Genomic DNA, 17,721 nt, shown 5'->3' with positions numbered 1-17,721 from the left:
CCGTAGGGCTTAGCTTAGTTCATCAGGCCCTGCTCCCGGGCCATTTTTTCCACATCAAGTTTCTTGCTCTTGAGGTCCTCGATCACCTGCCGGACCTTGTCCTTGGTCCCCGCAGGAAGCTTGCTTTCAAATTGGGGATTCCAGAGGATGCCGGTGGCCCCTTCGGCGGCACCCATGCCGTAGAACTTAGGTTCGAACTTGCCTTCTTTGACAAGCTTGATCAGGTAGTCTATGGCAATGGGGTAGCTCTGGATGCTGGTGCCCGCGATGGTATCCGGGGCCGCCGAGCTCTGATCGTGGTCGTAGCCCACGGCGATCACGCCCTTTTCCACGGCCGCCTGGATCACGCCCAGGCCCGCCTGGTCGGCGTTGCCCAGGACCACGTCGGCTCCCTGCTCGATGAAGGCCCTCGCCTGCTCCTTGGCCTTGGCTACGTCCTCAAAACTCCCGGTCATGGTCTTTAGGACCTCGACGTCGGGTTTGGCCATCTTGGCCCCCAGTTCAAAGCCTATCATGGCATTGCGGATGGGCGGTATGTCCATGCCGCCGACATAGGCCACGACGCCGCTCTTGGTGAGGAGACCCGCCAGGTAGCCGCCCAGGAAACCTGCTTCGATGTTCATGACCTGCAGGGAGGCCAGATTGGGCGGCTGGCTAATGGTGCTGCTGGTGACCACGAACTTTACGTCGGGGAAGTCCTTGGCCACCTTCTGGGCCGCATCGCCGAACTCGAAGCCGTGACCGATGATCACGTCAAATCCCTGGGTGGCAAAGGCCCGGAAGGCCTCCTCCATTTCCGACTGGGAAACCCTCTCCCGGTAGACGCCCTCGATGCCGTGGTGCTTTTCGGCTTCCTTCAAACCTTCATAGGCCGAGGCATTCCAGCCCATGTCGTTGACAGGGCCAGGCAGAAGGAGGGCCACCTTTAGCTTCTCTTCGGCCTGCTGGCCACTGGACTGGGTCTGCTCCCCACCCTGGGGCTGACCCTCTTGTTTTTGCCCTCCGCCACAGGCGGCGGCTCCCAAGAGCAGCAGCAGGGCGGTTAAAACGGCCAGAAGCTTTTTCATTCCTAAATACCTCCTTACTTTTTTAGGTAGTTTTTCCGGAGGCCTCCCACATCAGGGACCGGGGGGCCGCACCCCGTCGGGTCGGCACACCTCCGCCCTTTCTTAAAGGCTGCCGGAGGCCTGTTGGGTCCCCACTAACAGCGGCCGACCAAGCTTTTCTGAGGAATCTCATTCCTCCCTGGGCAGGCGGCTCACCTCCTCAATGGCTTCTATAATCTGCCGGTAACCCGTGCAGCGGCACAGGTTGCCGGAGATGGCCTCTTTTATTTCCTCCCGGGTGGGATGGGGGTTCCTGTCCAGCAGGGCCTTGGCGCTCATGATCATCCCCGGGGTACAGAAGCCGCACTGCAGGGCGTTGTGGCGCATAAAGGCCTCCTGCAGGGGGTGGAGCTTACCGTCCTGCTCCAGCCCTTCAATGGTGTATATCTCCTTTCCCTCGGCCGAGGCCGCCAGCACCAGGCAGGCATTGACCGCCCGGCCGTCCATGATAACAGTACAGGCACCGCACTCCCCGATGCCGCACCCCTCCTTGGTGCCCGTCAAATGCAGGTCGTCCCGCAGCACGTCCAGCAGGCGCTTGTGGGGTTTTACCCTGACCCGGTACTCCTTGCCGTTGACTTTAAGCTTGAGGTCCAGCAGTGACATCCTCGAGCCCCCCAGCTGTAAGAATAGCCCTCCTGGTAAGGGCGGCTATGGCCGGTACTTTGTAAGGCGTGGACCACCGCTGCCCGGTGATGCGCACCATCTCCTGGGCAAGTTTCTCTCCCGCTTCCCGGGCCAGCTCTACCGTAAGCACTTGGCCCCGGACGATCTCTTCGGCCGCCGTCACCCTGGCCGGGACGGGCAGGGCGGCCCCTGGTACCAGCCGCACCTCCTCTACCGTCCCGCCTCCGTCTTTTTTAAGGAGGACCGCGATGCTTAAGCGGGCGATGCTCATGGCCTTGCGCCGGCCCAGTTTGATAAAGCAGGTCCGGGTGCCGGGAAGGGGCCGGTTAAAGCGGATCTCGGTCACCAGCTCTCCCGGCCGGAGGTCGGTTCGGTGCGGTCCCTTGACGAAGCGGCTCACCGGTACCCTCCGCTCTCCCGCCGGGCTCCGGAGCACCACTTCGGCTTCCAGGGCTACCAAAACGGGCAGGGTGTCGGCGGCGGGGGAGGCATTGCACAGGTTCCCTCCCACCGTGCCCCGGTTGCGTATCTGGGGCGACCCTACCTGGGAACAGGCCGCCGCCAGGAAGGGCGCCGCCTCTCGTATGAGGGGAGATTCCGCTACGGCGGCATGGGTGGCCAGGGCTCCCACCGCTATGCACCCGTTTTCTTCCCGAATGTAGGCCAGCTCGGTAAGGTCGCCGATATCGACTACCAGCTCGATATGCCTCAGGCGGGCGTCTTCGGCCCGGAAGCCCACCAGGAGGTCCGTCCCTCCCGCCAGGGCACAGGCCTTCTCACCCCCCTGGGAAAGGGCTGCTAGGGCCTCCTCCAGTGAACGGGCCTTCACATAGTCGAACTTATGCACAATCGCACCTCCTAGGACCTGGCAAGGGCCTTGCCCAGCAGGACTCTTTCGAGATTGGCAGGTAGGCTGCGCACCCGCCTGCCCGTGGCGTGGGCAACGGCATTGACAATAGCCGCAGCCACGCATTCTATGGCCGGCTCGCCCAGGCTCTTGGCGTGAAAAGGACCTACAGGGTCCTCGCTCTCCAGGAGCAGGGACTTCATTTCCGGCACATCCAGGGAGGTGGGTATGGTGTAGCTATCGAAATTGGGGTTCAGGATAACGCCCTTCTGCAGTTCCACTTCTTCCATGAGGGCCATCCCCAGGCCCATGGCAATGCCCCCGTAAATCTGCCCCTCGGCCAGGGCCGGGTTGATGGCCCGGCCGACATCGTGGCCCGAGGTCACCCGCAATACCTCTACCTGCCCCGTTTCCGTATCCACTTCCACTTCGGCCACCACGCAGCTGTACATATAGGTCGGAAAGGCCTTGCCCTGCCCGGTAGGCCGGTCCCACGGCAGCTCCGGTGGTATGACCCACCCCAGCTGGGTCAGGGTCTCTCCCCGGAACAGGCAGTGGCGCACGGCCTCCTCAAAGGATACCTTCTTGGACGGGTCGGAGGGGCAGAAAATCACGCCCTCCGAGCTTGCCAGTTCTTCCGGGCGGCAGGACAGGAGCTCCGCCGCACCCCGGAAGACGATTTCCTTCACCTTCCGCGCCGCCAGGAGCATGGCCCGTCCGCCGGTGTAGGTGCCCCTGGAGGCCACCGTCATTCCCCCGTCGGGCATGGTGGAGGTGTCCACCCGCTGGTAGATAATCTTACTCAAGGGGACACCCAGCTCTTCGGCCACTATCTGGGCGTGGGCGGTGGACAGGCCCTGGCCGTTATCCGTCAGGCCCGAGCGGATAATTACGCTCCCGTCGTCCTGCACCGAGACGAAACCACCGGTGGCGTCGGCGGTCTCGGCTCCCAGGCCGCAACCGCGGTAGCTCACCGCCATGCCGATACCCCGCCGACGGGGGCCTCCCCCTTCATTCCAGCGGGCATATTCCTCCCTCCGGGCGAAATAATCGGCCTCCGCCAGCACCTTCTCCATCACCGGCAAGACGTTAACCGGCTGGTCGTCCAGCTTCTGGCCGGTGATGGTCACCGAGCCGAAGCGCAGGGCGTTCTTGCGCCTTAGCTCCACCGGATCCATCCCTAGGGCCTCGGCCAGCTCATCCATCAAGGATTCCTGGCCGAAAATGACCTGGGGAGAACTGTACCCGCGCATGGCGCCGCCGTACACGTTGTTGGTATGCACGGCATAGACGTCCACTTTCACATGGGGGATCTCGTAGCAACCGGCCGCGTGTACGCAGGCCCGCCAGTTCATAAACTGGGCCTGGGAGTTGTAAGCCCCGCCCTCATCTACCAGCTCGGCTTCGAAGGCCATTATCTTGCCGTCGCGGGTGGCGCCGATTTTATAGCGGAGGCGGAAGGGATGGCGTTTCGCGCTCTCGACAAAGGATTCCTCCCGCGTGTTCACCATCTTCACCGGCCGGCCGGTCTTCATCGCCATGACGGCCGCCCGGCCGCACATCAACCCCATGACCTCTTCCTTGCCCCCGAAGGACCCTCCCAGGGTCTGCTGGATAATGCGCACCTTACCCAGGGAAGTGCCCAGGGCGGCGGCCACATACCGCCGGGTCATATAAGGGTTCTGAACGGAGCCGTACACCGTAATGGAACCATCTACGGGGTCGGGTACTGCCACCGCCGCCTCCGGTTCAATATAGGCATGCTCGATAAAGGGGGTGCGGTATTCCCGCTCAATGATCACGTCGCTCCGGGCAAACCCCTCCTCTACGTTGCCCCGGCGTACGGGCCAGTGGCTGTTCTGGACGATATTGCCCGGGGCGTAGTCCTGCACCTGAAGCGCCCCAGGCTCCAGGGCCTCTTCTATGGTAAAGACCCCCGGAAGCGGCTCGTAGACCACTTCGATGGCCTTGAGGGCAGCCTCGGCCGCGTCCGGGTCTTCCGCCGCTACCATGGCCACGGCGTCGCCCGTGTAGCGGACTTCGTCCTCCGCCAGAAAGAGGTAGGTAAACCACGACCGGGCGGCCGGCAGGTCGGCGGCCGTGAGGACGCAGTGGACCCCCGGCACCTCCCTGGCCCGGGAAACATCAATCCTCACTATGCGGGCATGGGCGTGGGGGCTGCGCAGCACCTTGCCGTATAGCATCCCGGGGAAATAAAGATCGGCGGCGAATTTGGCCCGGCCCGTTACTTTTTCATAAGCATCCACCCGGGGAACCGGGCGACTCAATATGCCCATAACCTCACCTACACCTCCGCTCCCTTGAAGGCCCACAGTTTGAGGGCAGCAGCCCTTACCTCCGACCGGACCTGCTCCTCATTAAGGGATAGCACCCGGCCGCCCGCCACCACGAGACGGCCCCCCACCATGACGGCCCGGACGTTTTCCGGGTTGCGGTACAGAATAAGCTGGTCGAAAATGTTCTTTTCGTTCACCGGAGTGGGGGTATCCGCCGAAATGGCTACCAAGTCGGCCTTGCAGCCCGGCTCCAGGCGTCCCAGGTCCGGCCGACCCAGGGCCCGGGCCCCCATTTCCGTGGCCATGACCCAGACGGTGGAGGCCGGCATTACTCCAGGGTTCTTCTGGGCCGCCTTGTGCAACAGGAAGGCCCCCCGCATCACTTCGAAGAAGTTGTTGATATATCCGTCGGTCCCCAGCCCTACCGTCACGCCTTGCTCCAGGAGCCGGGGTACCGGAGCGATTCCGCCTCCTACCTCGCAGTTGGAAAGGGGCATGTGGACCAGCTTCACCTCGTGTTCCTTCAGAAGCTCGATTTCCTCCGGGCTGAGATCCACTCCCTGGGAAGCCACCACGTGGGGTCCCAGGATGCCTAGATCCCGGTAGACCTCTACCGGCCGCTTGCCGTATCTCTCCAGACAGTACTGGGGCTCGTAGCCGCTCTCCGAAAGGTGCATGTGGAACAGCGCGCCCAGGCTCCTGGCCATCCCGTCGGCCTCCTGCAGGAAGGAGGGGGAACACGTAAAGGTGGTGTGGACGCTCATAAGACCCCCCACCAGGCCCCTCCACCCTTCCCTGATCAAGCGGGCGTTCTCCTCCAGCCCCAGCCGCCCATTCTCCGGGCTCACCCGCTCGCAGGCCTCGAAGGAGAGGATGCCCCGCAGCCCCGCCCTTTCCACCACTTCCTTTTCCACCGAAAGGGCGCCGGGGATGGCGTAGGGCGCCTCGAGGATGTCGCAGAAGGTAGTAATCCCCGAGCGCAGCATCTCCAGGCAGGCCCAGGCGGTGGAGGCCCGGATCATGTCGTGATCCAGCCGGTTTTCCACCAGGGGCCACCAGAAATCGTCCAGAAAACTTTGGAAGCCCGTGGGCGCCACCGGCACCTCAATACCGTGGGAGAGCACACCGTACATGTGCATGTGGCCGTTTATAAACCCCGGAGTGAGGATGCAGTCGCGGAAATCATATATCTCTTCCCCTCCCGCGCCGCGCAAGAGCTCCCCGTTGGGCGCGATCTCCAGGACGGCATCGCCCCTTACCTTAACACCCCAGTCCCGCAGGGGCCCTCGCGCCACCGAGGGGATAAGGTAACCACCCAGAATAACTGCCATTCATTCTTTCCTCCTGCCAGTTCTTTAAAGAAGAAGGGCTTATACCCGCCTCCTGCCGCGTCATGCAGCGGCCTTCCGGGGCGGTCGGACTCTTCAGCAGGGCTTTCCCGGGCCCGCATACCGCCGGGCCCGGGAAAGCCCACCCTTGGCCTGTAGCTCCTTACTTATACTGCTGGATATCCAGCCGGCCCTCTTCCAGATCCTTCATAATGGAGGCCACCCGGTCCTTGACCTCCTGGGGTATCTTGTTCTCAAATCCGTGCCACGGGGAGAGGTAAACCGCCCCTTCTTTGACCCCCAGGTTGTAGAACTTGGCCTCAAACTGATTGTTGTAAATCAGGTCTACAACGTAAGAAATGAGGACGGGAACGCTCTTGATGACGCTCACCACTACCGTATCGGGGGCGATGGGATTCTGGTCCATGTTGCTGCCGATGGCCAAGACCCCTTTCTCCTGGCAGGCCTGGATGGAGCCGAGGCCCGCCTGGTTGGCGTTGGCCATAATAATGTCGGCACCCTGGGCTATCATGGCCAGGGCCGTCTCCTTGGCCTTGTTAACATCGTTAAAGTTGCCCGTGTAGGCCGTTAGGACCTTGACATCGGGATTGATGTACTTGGCCCCCTTCTCAAAGCCCTCCACAGAACCTATAATGGGCGGTATCTGCTCCCCGCCTATGGCGCCCACCGTGCCCGACTTGGTCAGCAGGGCGGCCACGGCACCCATCACGAAGCCCTGCATTTCGTTGTCGATGTTTACCGAGGCCACATTGGGCTGCTGGGAGATGTTGCTGCTGGTTACCACGAACTTCACGTTGGGAAACTGGGAGGCCACCTTCATGGCCGCATCCCCGAACTGGAAGCCGTGGCCGATAATAAGGTCATATCCCTGCAGGGCAAAGCCCCGGAAGTTCTCCTCCATGTCGGACTGGGCCACGTTCTCCACGTACGCCACCGAAGCGCCGTACTTCTCCTCGGCCTGCTTTAATCCCTCATAGGCCGAGGCATTCCAACCCATGTCGTTAATGGGTCCCGGCAGAAGCAGGGCGATCTTCAGCTGGTCCTTTTCCCCGGAAGCTTCGCCGGTAGAGGGCGCCTGGCTCCCGGCGTTGCCGCCGGTTTTGGAGCCGGAGCCGCAACCCGCCAAAAACATCACCATGAATGCCGCGGCCAACATTGCCACCAATTTCTTCATAGGCCCACCTTCCTCCTCAAACGGGCTATCCTTTCTTGGCTCTTGGCAATTACTTCCTCTTCGTCCACCATGGTAGAGCGCCCGCGATACACTACTACCCTGCCGTCCACCACAACGGTGTCTACATCACCTCCATTGGCATTATATACCAAGGCGGAATCGATCCTGTGCACCGGCGCAATATGCATGCGGTCCAGACGCACAGTTATCACGTCAGCCTTAGCCCCTTCCTCCAGCACTCCCAGGTCTTCTCTTCCCAGGGCCCGGGCCCCTCCCAAGGTAGCCATGTCCAGAACCTGACCGCAGGAAAGGGCTGCTGCATCCATGGTCCGGAGCTTCTGGAGGCAGGCAGTGAACTTCAGGACCTCCATCATATCCTGACTGTTGTTGCTGCCCGGCCCGTCGGTAGCCAGGGCCACATTGAGACCCTTAGCCAGCCAGTCGGTAACCCTGGCGGTCCCGGAGGCCAGGTACATATTGGCAATGGGACAGTGGACCAGGGATACCCCGTGCTGCTGCAGGACCTCCAGCTCGTCGTCCTCCAGGCAGACCCCGTGCACGTACTGGACGTTTTCTCCCACGCAGCCCTGCTCCTTCAGCCAGTCCACGTTGCGCATCCCGTAGGCCTTGAGGGTCTTCTCCACTACCGCATCGCTCTCGGCCACGTGGATTTGCAGCCGCAAGCCGTTCCCCCGGGCATACTCCACGGCCGCCCTCACCAGCTCGGCCGAGCAGGCCCAGGGATTGAGCAGGCCCAGGACCAGGTTAAGCCTCCCTCCGGCCCCTCCGTGCCACCGGCTCAGGAGCCGGTCCATCTCCTTAAAGACCGTGTCCTTATCCTCCATGAGAGGCGGATGGTAATTCTGGTCTGCCGAGGTCCGGCAGAGGTAGCCCCGTATCCCCGCGTCCTGCATGGCTTGTAGGACCATATCGGAGCTGGCCTTGGTGGTGTGGACGTAATGCATATCTATAACCGAAGTGGCCCCGCCTTTAAGGTTTTCCAGGCACCCGATGAGGGCCGCCAGGTAGAAGTCCTCTTCCTCCATGCAGGTGGCCAGGGGCCAGACGGCGGACCGGAGCCATTCCATAAGGGGCTTATCGTCCCCCAGCCCCCGGATGAAGGTCTGGAAGAGGTGAGAATGGGCGTTTACCAACCCGGGCAGTACGGCGCAGTCGCGGGCATCGATGACCAGGGCGCACTGCTGCTCCAGGACCGTCTTACGCTCGTCGTCTGATCTTACTTCCCGGATGCGGTCCCCTTCGATCCATACGTAGCCCCGTTTGAACTCCAGGCGCTCCCCCTCCCGGGTGAGAACCCAGCCGTCCTTGATAAGAATGCCCATGAGCCTTCACGCTCCCTCGCTCGTAGTCCGGCGGAGCCCGGCCGGCGACCGCGGCCCGCGCCTAATCTTCTTATGGGGCAGGAGGGCCCTGCTAGCGCCCCCGCGCCTTGCTCAACACGGCTTCCAGGGTAGCGGGTATCTCGTACAGCCGCCCGCCGATGGCCTGGCATATGGCGTTGACGATGGCCGGCGCCACAATCTGGGTGGCGGGCTCACCCAGGCCCCTGGCCCCCAGGGGACCGAACCGGCAGGGTTCCTCCACGACCAGGGGGATCAGGGTGCCCACGTCCAGGCAGGTGGGCAGCAGGTAGCGATCATAGTTGGTGTTCCGCACCTCTCCCCCGGCCAGGCCTACATCCTCCATTAGAGCGTAGCCAATCCCCATGGCGGCGCCGCCGCATATCTGGCCTTCCACCTCGGCCGGGTTCAGGGCCTTACCCACATCGTGGGCCGCGTAGTAACCCAGGACCTCCACCTGGCCCGTTTCCAGATCCACTTCTACTTCGGCCACACTGGCGGCATAGACGTATCCGAAATAGGCCTCGCCCTGTCCGCAGGACCGGTCCCAGGACAGGTCCGGCGCCTTGTACCACCCGAAACCGTACAGGCTCACGCCCCGGCGGTAGCATTCGGCAGCCACCTCCTCGAAGGCCAGGGCCTCACACCGGTCCCGGGCCGCCACCTGCCCGGCGCGGAAGGTGACTTCCCCGGGTGAGCACCCCAGCATCTCGGCGGCCACCCCCTCCATGGCCCGGCGCACCTGCTCGGCGGCCCGCAGGACGGCATTGCCGCCGATGACCGTGCCCCGGGAGGCTACCGTGGGGCCGCTGTCCGGCACGCGGGCGGTGTCCAGGGCATTGACGTGGATCCTGTCCAGGGGAAGGCCGAGGACCTCCTCCACAATGCGGGCGAAGACGGTGCGGGAGCCCTGTCCCACTTCCACAATGCCGCAGGAAAGGTCGGCCGTGCCGTCCCTGTGGACCAGGAGGGCGGCCCCGGCAGCGTCCAGGCCTTCTCCCCCGGCGCCGAAACAGGAGCCGCGGAAGCTGCAGGCCAGACCGATTCCCCGCCGCCGGTATCCCTTCTGATTTACATAGGCCTGTCGCTTCTCCGCCCAGCCCGCCGCATCCGTCACCCGCCGCAGGCAGGTGGCCAGGCTGACGTCCCGCATGACCTGGCCCGTGGGCCCGGTATCCCCCTCCCTGAGGCCGTTCCTCAACCTCAGCTCCAGGGGGTCCAGCTCCAGGATCCCCGCAAGTTCATCCATAAGCAGTTCCACGGCAAAGTCTACCTGGGGAGAACCGAACCCCCGCAGGGCATCGGCGTACACATTATTGGTAAACACGCCGTAGATGTCCACTTGGACGTGGGGGATGCGGTAAGGCCCCGTGGCCTCCACCGCCGAACGCCACGTCACCAAGGGGGTCTTGGACACATACGCCCCCCCATCGGCCACGCCGTACACTTCCATGGCGCAGAGGGTCCCGTCCTTTTTCGCCCCCACTTTGTACTTCAGTACGTAGGGATGGCGTTTGGTCCCCTCAACGGTGGACTCTTCGCGGGTGAGCTTTATGCGGGCCGGCCTCCCCAAACGGTTGGCCGCCAGGGCCGCCCGGGCGGCCAGCACCCCCATATCGTAATCCTTCCCGCCGAAGGACCCGCCGATGGTAGTCTCCCTTATAATTACCCGGTTCAGGGGCCAGCCCAGGGCCTCGGCCACTATGCGCCGGGCGTTGAAGGGGCTCTTGCCCGGGCAGTAGACCACCATATGGTCCCCCTCCGGCACGGCCACGGCCGCCTCCACTTCCAGGGCCGCATGTTGAACCCGGTGGGTCCGGTAGGTACGCTCGAGGACGACCTCGGCCTCGGCAAAGCCCTCTTCAGGGTTGCCGCGCTGGACCACGTGGTGGCAGATGACGTTGCTCTCCCCGTGCACCTTGGGAGCGTCCGGTTTCAGGGCCTCCAGGGGGTCCAGCACCGCCGGCAGCGGCTCGTATTCCACCCTGACCCGGCGGGCGCCCTCCTCCGCCGCCTCCTCGTTCTCCGCCACCACCACGGCCACTCCGTCCCCAACATAGCGCACCCTGTCCCGGGCCAGGACCGGCCGTTCCCTTTCCTGGGCCACCCTCCCCGGGAAATCCGCGCCGGTAAACACGGACAGGACGCCCTCCACCTTCAGGGCTTCCGAAGCATCGATGCTCTTAATGAGGGCGTGGGGAAGCGGGCTCCGCACCACCTTGAGGTGCACCATGCCGGGGAAGAACAGGTCGGCGGCGTACTTGGCCCGGCCCGTAACCTTGGCCTCGGCTTCAAGACGCACGGCGCACAAAATATTTCACCTCACTCCTTGACATAAGGCCTGCCGGAAGATGCGGGCGGTATCGCACGGCCCACAAAACCCGCCAGGGCACCTATGGTGAGCAGGTAGGGTATCATGAGGAGTATCTGGTAGGGAATATTGGCTCCGGTGGCCTGCAGGCGGTACTGGAGGGCCTCCCCGGCCCCGAATACCAGGGCCGCCCCCAGAACGCCGAAGGGATTCCACTTGCCGAAGATCACCGTCGCCAGGGCGATAAATCCCTTACCCGCGGTCATGTTCTCCGTGAAGAAGTTAAGAAGGCTTAAGGACAGGTAGGAACCGGCAAGGCCGCAGAACAGGCCGCACACCATACTGGCACCGTAGCGGATGCGGTAGACGTTGATGCCCACGGTGTCGGCCGCCCGGGGATACTCGCCCACCGCCCGCACCCTGAGCCCCAGGGTGGTTTTAAACAGGACGAAGTAGGCTACGGGCACCAGCAGCAGGGCCAGGTAGGTGAGCTCCGACTGGTGGAAGAGCACTTCGCCCAGGACGGGGATGCGGGACAGCCCGGGCACGGCCACCGGCCTGAAGGCGTCGATGGGCGGAGGCGAGGTATTGACGCCGAAGATAACCCGGGCGAGGGACGTAGTCAGCCCCAGGCCCAGGATGTTGAAGGCCGCCCCGATGACCACCTGGTCGGCCCGGGCCGTGACTACCAGGAAGCCGAACAGCAGCCCCAGAAGGGCGCCCACCAGGGCCGCCAACAAAGCCCCCATCCAGGCGTCGCCTAGGAAGTAAGACCCCACAACCCCGGCCAGGGCCCCAATAAGCATCATGCCCTCGGCACCTATATTCACAATCCCCGAGCGCTCGCTGAAAATCAGCCCCGTGGCAGCCAGGAGCAGGGGAACGGCGGTGCGGACGTCGGCCGCCAGGAAATTGGTGAGTTCCTTTATGAAATCAGTCATGGCTCTCCTTGACCTCCCTAGGCTGCGCGGAAAGCAACGCCGACAGGCTGAACCCCGGCCGGCCCTTGGCCTTCTGCCAGCGCCGGAACAGTTCCTCGCAGGCTACAAGGATGATTACCACCGCCTGGATTACGTACACAATGGCCACGGGCACCTTGGCCACCATCTGCATCATGTTCCCCCCGCTCCGCAGTACGCCAAAGAGGAGGGAAGCGAGGATGATCCCCAGGGGCGTATTGTAGCCAAGCAGGGCAACGGCTATCCCGTCGAAGCCGTAGCCCGGGGAGAAGTTCTGGAACAGGCGGTGCTGCACGCCCAGGATCTCGCTGGCCCCGGCCAGCCCGCCCATACCCCCCGCCAGGAACATAATGAGGAGGGTGTTGCGCGCCGCGTTAATACCGGCATAACCGGCCGCGCGGGGATTGGACCCCGTCACCCGCGCTTCGTAGCCGACAGTGGTGTGCCAGAGAAAAACGTAGTAGAAGAGCACCATCAACAGGGCCACGCCGAACCCCAGGTGGAGCCTGGTCCCCGGCAGGACAATGGGTAGCTGCGCGCTATCCTGTACCGGCGGGCTCTGGGGGAAGTTGCCCGGGGGCTCGATCATGGGGCCGGTCACCATAAGGCTTACAAGATATATGGCCACATAATTCAGCATCACGGTAGTAATGATCTCGCTGGCCCCGAAGCGGACCTTCAAGGCGCCGGCAATGAGCCCCCACAGCCCGCCGCCCACAAAGCCCGCCAGGAGGGCCAGGGGCAGGTGCACCACCGGGGGCAATCCCTGAAGGTAAATGCCTACGGCAATGCTCGTAAGGCCCCCGATATAAAGCTGGCCCTCGGCCCCGATGTTCAAGAGCCCCGCCATGCGGGCTATGGCAAAGCTCAGGCCCGTAAAGATGAGGGGCGTGGCCTTGACCACCGTTTCGGCCAGGCCGTTCTTGGAGCCCAGGGCCCCTCTAAGGAGGTTCCGGTAGGCTTCCACCGGGTCCAAACCCATGAGGGAAATCACCACGGCGCCCACCGCGAGCCCGATAATTACGGCCACTATTGGAGTGACGAGCCGCTTCATGACTTCTTCCTCAACTCCTTAAGGCGAATAAGTGCCAGCATGCATTAGAAGGCCAGGGAACGCCACCCGCGTTCGGCCAAGAACCGCCCGGTTCCCGCCCGCTCGGCCAGTCTTACTGCCGCCCGGTGGGCCTCGGGCAAAACCCTTTCCTCGTTCACCGTCTGTACCTTACCGTCCGCCAGCACCACCCTGCCGTTCACCATCACCATTTCCACGTTGGCCTGGGAGGAGGAATAGACCAGGGTGGAGACGGGGTGGTGCATGGGGACGGCCTTGGCCCCCTTAAAGGGGTTGAACACAAAGAGATCCGCCTTCTTGCCCGGCTCTAGGGAGCCGATCTCTCCTTCCAGGCCGATGGCCCTGGCCGCATCTATGGTGGCCAGTTCCAGTACCTTCTCGGCCGTAATCACCGTGGGATCGAGGTGATGGACCTTCTGCAGCAGGGCGGCGAGCTTCAGGGTCTCCAGCATGTCGTTGCTGTTATTGCTCCCGGCGCCGTCGGTCGCCAGGCCCACCGTAACCCCAGCCTCTACCAGCCGGGGTATGGGGGCCACGCCGGAACAGAGATACATATTGCTGGTAGGATTGTAGGAAACCCGGGCATCGAAATACCGGATGGTGCGGATGTCCCGCGGCGTCAGGTGGACGCAGTGGACCATGAGGAGGTTGGGGCCCATTAGCCCCAGCTCCACCATGAGATCCACGTCGGGAACCCCGTGGAGGTCTTCGGTAGCCCAGCGGTCGAAGGGCGTCTCCGAAATATGAACCGCCACGCCGGTTTGGAATTCCCGGGCCAGGTCCCGTACCGCCAGGAGGGTTTCCCGGTCGCTGGACCAGGGAGCGGCCGGGGCCAGCCATATCTTGATCATGTCGCCGTGGTACTCGTTGTAGAGGCGGCGGAAATCCCTTTCCACCTCGTCCTTATCCTGCATAATGGCCCGGGGCACGCCGTACTTTTCCCCCGTATTCATGTAACCCCGGCCGAAGACGGCCCGCACCCCCAGGGTGCGGAAGGCCTCGAGGATGCCGTCGCTTAAGCCCGGCCGCGGGTGGGGGTACATATAATCCACCATGGTAGTGGTCCCGCTATGGAGACCGTCCAGGCATCCCAACAGGGCACCGTAGTAGGTATCTTCGGGTTCCAGATAGGCCGCCGTAGGAAAGGTAACGTATTTCAGCCAGTCGGAAAGGACCCGGTCGTCTCCCAACCCTTTGATGAGGGTTTGGAAAAGGTGATTATGGGTGTTGATGAGTCCGGGAAACACCGCCCTGCCCGCCAGGTCCCATACCTGCCTGGCCGTGCCGAACCGGCGGAGGACTTCCTCGGCCGGCCCCACCGCTGCAATCCTGTCGCCTTCCACACCCACCGCGCCGCCCTCTATGATCTCCCGCCGCGGGTTAACCGTCACCACCGTGGCGTTGAGGAGCAAATGATCCAGCACACCGCAAACCTCCTTCTTCCCGGTCCATCCCCCTCCCGGGGTATCCCATGCATATCGAGGACCGGATGGGCTTCGCCCTTCTTCTGAGAACTCCCGGCCTCCCGCCCCCTGCAGGTGCCGCCGCCCGTAAGAAGCGTCAGGAGGCCTTAAGGCGCTTGGAGCCGGCCATCATGAGGCCCAGTTCTTCCCGGTCGGCCTTATCCGCCGGCACGATGCCCATAATCTCGCCTTCGTAGATCACCGCAATCCTGTCGCTCAAGTTGAAGATCTCATCCAGCTCGGTGGAAATCAAAACCACGGCCGCTCCCCGGTCGCGCTCGGCCAGGAGGCGCCGGTGAACATATTCGGTGGCCCCCACGTCCAGGCCCCGGGTGGGATGCATGGCGACGATAAGATCCGGCTGGGGGGAGACTTCCCGGGCCAGCACCACCTTCTGCTGGTTCCCCCCGGACAGGGTCTTGACCAGGAATTCTTCGTGGGGGGCGCGGACGTCGTACTCCTTCATCAGCTGGGCCGCGTTCTCCTTGATGGCCGGCCACTTCAGGAACAGGCCCTTGGCAAAGGGAGGCCGGTAGTACTGGCGGAGGATCAGGTTTTCTTTGATGGTCATATCCATCACCAGGCCCTCTGCCTGCCGGTCTTCGGGAATGTGGGCCACCTTTTGCTCGTAGATAAAGCGCGGCCCCATGCCCGTGACGTCGCGGCCCTTAAGGCGTATGCGTCCGGCCACCGGCTTACGCATGCCGGTGATCACCTGGGCCAGTTCGCTCTGCCCGTTGCCGTCCACCCCGGCTATGCCCAGGATTTCTCCCGCCCGCACCTGCAGGCTGAGGTTCTTCAGGGCCTTAAGCCCTTTCTCGTTCAGAGCTTCTACTTTATCCAGTTCCAGCACGACATCCCCCAGGCGGGGAGGCTCCTTGTCCAGCTTGAAGAAAACCTCCCTTCCCACCATCATGCGGGCCAGTTCTTCCTTGGTGGTATCGCAGGTGTTCACCGTGCCCACCACTTTACCGCTGCGGAGGACCGTCACCCGGGTGCATAGCTCCATGACCTCGTTGAGCTTGTGGGAAATAAAGATGACAGTGTACTTATCTTCCGCCAGGCGCCGAATGACCCGGAACAGCTCCCGCACCTCCTGGGGGGTGAGGACGGCCGTGGGCTCATCCAGGATGAGCAGCCGGGCCCCCCGGTAGAGGGCTTTAATGATCTCCACCCTCTGCTGCTCGCCCACCGACAGCTGCCACACCTTGGCAAAGGGATCGATCTCGTAGCCGTAACTGCGGGAAACCTCCTGGATTTCCTGGGCCGCAGTCTTGAGGTCCACGAGCCCCCACCGCCGCGGCATGCCCAGGATGATGTTTTCTACCACCGTCAGGGCCGGCACCAGCATGAAGTGCTGGTGGACCATACCTATCCCCAGATTTATGGCATCCTGGGGCGAGTTCAATTTAACGGGTTTTCCCCGGAAGAGGATGGTGCCGGAGGTGGGGTGGTACAGGCCGTAAAGGATGTTCATGAGGGTGGATTTTCCGGCGCCGTTTTCTCCCAGGAGGGCATGTATCTCCCCTTCCTCTATTTGCAGGTTCACGTGGTCGTTGGCCCGCAGGGTCCCGAAATCTTTCACAATATCCCGCATTTCCAAGAGACATGCCATGGCTTTGGTCTCCCCTCTTCAAGTCGGGTAGTGCAAGTTCATTCTCCCCGCCAGGGTTCCGGCCGGCGCCCCTAAGCCCAGCCGCGCAGACGGTCCGAAGTCAGGGCGCCGGGCCGGCAGACCGAAACGCAGTAGCCGCAGTTTCTGCACTTCTCCTCGTCCAGCTCCATCTTCTTGATCTCCAGCCGCCGGGCGCCGTAAGGGCAGCGGGTTACGCACAGCCGGCAGTCGGTGCACTTCTCCGGATCGTACCGGAACCGGAGCTTCTCCTTCTGCTCCTGGGGGAGGAGATAGGGCAGGCTGCGGCCGGAGGCCTCCTCCACCGAGGAGTAATTAAGCTCGTCCAGAAGGGAAGATAGTTCCCGGGTCAAAGTCTCCACTACCTTTAGGCCCCGGCTGATGGCCACCGAACAGATCCCCACCAGGCCGGCACCGGCCAGGAGCATCTCCAGGGCGTCCTCCCCGCTGCTCACGCCACCGAGGCCTATCACCTTGACGCCCGGGTTGGCCAGGCAGATTTCGGCCACCGCCCGCAGGGCGATGGGCTTGAGGCCCCCTCCGCTCAGCCAGCCGAAGCCGTAGGGACCTCCGAGCAGGGGCCTGGCCGTCCGCACGTCCAGGCGCAGGACCGGCCCGTAGGAGTCCACGGCCGTAATGGCGTCGGCCCCGGCCTCCAGGCAACGGGCGGCCACCCGGGGTAGACCCGGCCAGTTGGGGGAAAGCTTGGCGATGACCGGGATCTTCACCCGCTCTTTGGTCTTCTCCACCATGGGGATCATGGTAGACTCTTCATAGGACACGAGTTCGATGAAATCGGCTCCCGCCTCCTCCACCGGCCGGACCAGCTCTTCGGCTTCTTCCGGCGTATGCCCCACGGAGGCGATGACCACCACCCCGTGCTTTTTGGCCAGGGGGATCTCCTTTTCAATCCACTGCTCCGCGGTCAGGTCCGCCCATTTCTCGGCGTTGATGAGGGTACCGCGGCCTATGTCTACCATGTGGGGGTAGGGATTGTCGGCCGGTTCCCGGCGCAGGGTCTTGGTTACCACCGCCCCCAATCCGGTCTCCCAGGCCGCCACCAGGGCTTCCCCGCTGTAGGTCAGCGGCCCGGCCCCCAGGACGAAGGGATTGCGCAGTTTCTTCCCCAGGAAATTCACCGTCAAGTCAGCCATGCCTGTATCCTCCTGTTCCTCACCTGGCGCACCCCGCTTTTGACTCCGGCCTGCTTGGCTTCAGCTCGCTCCAAAAACCGTCGCGGGCCCTAACTTACTCAGCCTCAAGGTTTAAAGCGGACTTCCCAGGCAAATTCGACACACAGCTCAGTTGCCGGCCGCAGGCCTCTTAAGGCCTCGGGTCCGCCTCCGCTTTCGGCTTCGTTAAGTTTGGCTACCGCTCCGGTTTAATCGCTCCCTTGAAGCCTAAGCAGGCCACCCCGGCGAAAAGCGGGGATAGCTCAGGTTCCTCAGCCGTGATCCCTGCCGTAAACTAGCGGCGTTTATAACCTGCCGCGGTGGGGGGGCCGGCCCGGCCCTTCGCGCGC

13 protein-coding genes are annotated in these 17,721 nt (G+C 63.2%); all 13 read right to left on the bottom strand.

Features of this window, described 5'->3' with window-relative positions; translation table 11 throughout:
* Positions 1 to 14: 14 nt before the first annotated feature.
* Entirely contained in the window at positions 15 to 1,067 is a 1,053-nt protein-coding gene (locus tag TAMC210_RS00665; protein WP_173296898.1) for a BMP family protein, read from the bottom strand.
* A gap of 168 nt (positions 1,068 to 1,235) precedes the next feature.
* Entirely contained in the window at positions 1,236 to 1,712 is a 477-nt protein-coding gene (locus TAMC210_RS00660) for a (2Fe-2S)-binding protein (protein WP_173296897.1), read from the bottom strand.
* Positions 1,687 to 2,580: an FAD binding domain-containing protein gene (locus TAMC210_RS00655; protein WP_173296896.1), complete on the bottom strand. Its 894-nt coding sequence runs from the start codon at positions 2,578 to 2,580 to the stop codon at positions 1,687 to 1,689. The genes TAMC210_RS00660 and TAMC210_RS00655 overlap by 26 nt, the downstream gene beginning before the upstream one ends.
* Before the next feature lie 11 nt (positions 2,581 to 2,591).
* Positions 2,592 to 4,877: a xanthine dehydrogenase family protein molybdopterin-binding subunit gene (locus tag TAMC210_RS00650; RefSeq protein ID WP_173296895.1), complete on the bottom strand. Its 2,286-nt coding sequence runs from the start codon at positions 4,875 to 4,877 to the stop codon at positions 2,592 to 2,594.
* An 8-nt stretch (positions 4,878 to 4,885) separates the two neighbouring features.
* Positions 4,886 to 6,208: an amidohydrolase family protein gene (locus TAMC210_RS00645; RefSeq protein ID WP_173296894.1), complete on the bottom strand. Its 1,323-nt coding sequence runs from the start codon at positions 6,206 to 6,208 to the stop codon at positions 4,886 to 4,888.
* A 160-nt stretch (positions 6,209 to 6,368) separates the two neighbouring features.
* Positions 6,369 to 7,400 (bottom strand): BMP family protein, encoded by a 1,032-nt coding sequence (locus TAMC210_RS00640; RefSeq protein ID WP_173296893.1) that lies wholly within the window; start codon positions 7,398 to 7,400, stop codon positions 6,369 to 6,371.
* Positions 7,397 to 8,743, bottom strand: a complete 1,347-nt coding sequence (locus TAMC210_RS00635) for an amidohydrolase family protein (protein WP_173296892.1) — start codon at positions 8,741 to 8,743, stop codon at positions 7,397 to 7,399. The genes TAMC210_RS00640 and TAMC210_RS00635 overlap by 4 nt, the downstream gene beginning before the upstream one ends.
* 91 nt (positions 8,744 to 8,834) lie before the next feature.
* Positions 8,835 to 11,063 carry a xanthine dehydrogenase family protein molybdopterin-binding subunit gene (locus TAMC210_RS00630; protein WP_254388493.1) on the bottom strand — a complete coding sequence of 743 codons (2,229 nt, stop codon included), beginning with the start codon at positions 11,061 to 11,063 and terminating at the stop codon, positions 8,835 to 8,837.
* A gap of 20 nt (positions 11,064 to 11,083) precedes the next feature.
* A complete protein-coding gene (locus TAMC210_RS00625; RefSeq protein ID WP_173296890.1) occupies positions 11,084 to 12,013 on the bottom strand; it encodes an ABC transporter permease in 930 nt (309 codons plus the stop codon).
* Positions 12,006 to 13,085, bottom strand: coding sequence for an ABC transporter permease (locus TAMC210_RS00620; RefSeq protein WP_173296889.1), 1,080 nt, complete (start codon positions 13,083 to 13,085; stop codon positions 12,006 to 12,008). Before TAMC210_RS00620 ends, TAMC210_RS00625 begins: the two co-directional genes overlap by 8 nt.
* A 44-nt stretch (positions 13,086 to 13,129) precedes the next feature.
* A complete protein-coding gene (locus TAMC210_RS00615; RefSeq protein WP_173296888.1) occupies positions 13,130 to 14,527 on the bottom strand; it encodes an amidohydrolase family protein in 1,398 nt (465 codons plus the stop codon).
* A gap of 136 nt (positions 14,528 to 14,663) precedes the next feature.
* The gene (locus TAMC210_RS00610; protein WP_173296887.1) at positions 14,664 to 16,181 is read right to left on the bottom strand and encodes an ABC transporter ATP-binding protein; all 1,518 of its coding nucleotides are present in this window, start codon (positions 16,179 to 16,181) and stop codon (positions 14,664 to 14,666) included.
* Positions 16,182 to 16,252: 71 nt separating this feature from the next.
* On the bottom strand, positions 16,253 to 17,353 hold the full coding sequence (locus TAMC210_RS00605) for a 4Fe-4S binding protein (RefSeq protein ID WP_173296886.1): 1,101 nt from the start codon (positions 17,351 to 17,353) through the stop codon (positions 16,253 to 16,255).
* Between the last annotated feature and the right edge of the window lie 368 nt (positions 17,354 to 17,721).

This window comes from Thermanaeromonas sp. C210 (assembly GCF_013167955.1).
Lineage (GTDB): Bacteria > Bacillota > DSM-521 > Neomoorellales > Neomoorellaceae > UBA12545.
The sequence above is the reverse complement of the archived record's forward strand: the minus strand, read 5'-3'. Positions and strand labels throughout refer to the sequence as shown.